The sequence below is a fragment of the Streptococcus sp. 2021WUSS126 genome, from assembly GCF_044427255.1.
In the GTDB taxonomy this organism is placed as follows: domain Bacteria; phylum Bacillota; class Bacilli; order Lactobacillales; family Streptococcaceae; genus Streptococcus; species Streptococcus hashimotonensis.
This window is the reverse complement of record NZ_JAOTGI010000042.1, coordinates 1-1,011: the sequence shown is the minus strand read 5'-3', so window position 1 is coordinate 1,011 and position 1,011 is coordinate 1. Positions and strand designations below refer to the sequence as shown.

The 1,011-nt window shown below is 37.9% G+C and carries 1 pseudogene; it reads left to right on the top strand.

Annotated features, from left to right (window positions below):
• Positions 1 to 82: 82 nt before the first annotated feature.
• A pseudogene (locus tag ODU39_RS10190) lies at positions 83 to 1,011 on the top strand (transposase); the annotation flags it as partial.

The following is a 1,011-nucleotide window of genomic DNA, read 5'->3' as shown; positions in this document are numbered from 1 at the left end:
TATTAAGTTTGGCAATAAAAGAACTTCTACCATTGTCGAAAATCTCGGCAATCATGAAACTCTTCAACAGCTACATCCCGAAATGGAACCTATGGAATGGGCAAAATTGCGGGCTAAAGAGTTAACCGAACTCGATAAGGAAGATAAACAAGAAATATTAGTCAAACTACATGAGAAGAAACAGTTGAAACAAAATCAACGAAATGAATATCATGGGGGATATTTATTTCTACAGAATATCTATTATCAGTTGGGATTGGATAAAATCTGTCAAGATATTCAGAAGAGATATCACTTTAGTTTTCACTTAGATACCATTCTTTCTCGTCTCCTCTACGGCAGAATCCTATTCCCATCCTCTAAACGATCTACCGCTCATTTTTCACAAACTCTCCTAGAACCTAAAACTCTGGAACTCCAGCACCTCTACCGAGGATTAGAAATCATTGCCAAAGAGACTGACTTTATTCAAGAACAACTCTATAAAAACTCAGCTGCTCTGTCCTCTCGTAAGACAGATGTTCTCTATTACGACTGCACAAATTTCTATTTCGAAATTGAGGAAGAAGATGAGGAGGGGCAACTGAGACAATATGGCTATTCTAAGGAACATCGACCAAATCCAATCGTTCAAATGGGCTTATTTGTGGATTCTCAAGGAATTCCATTAGCTTTCTCTATAACACCTGGTAATACAAATGAACAGACGACTATGAAACCTTTAGAGAAGAAGATTATCAAGGATTTTGAAAAAGCTCAATTTGTGGTCTGTACAGATGCTGGACTTTCTTCTATTGGTAATAAGCGCTACAATAACATCAGAGGGAGAGCTTTTGTCACAACTCAATCTGTCAAAAAGTTAAAGAAAGAAGACAAAGACTGGGCAACATCTTCTACAGGTTGGCGGTTAATGGGGGATAAGTCTGATACATTCTATGATATTTCTGCACTAGACGAGAGCAACCCAGACCTTCTCTATAGGCAAGTCTTTTACAAAGAATGCCCTTTACC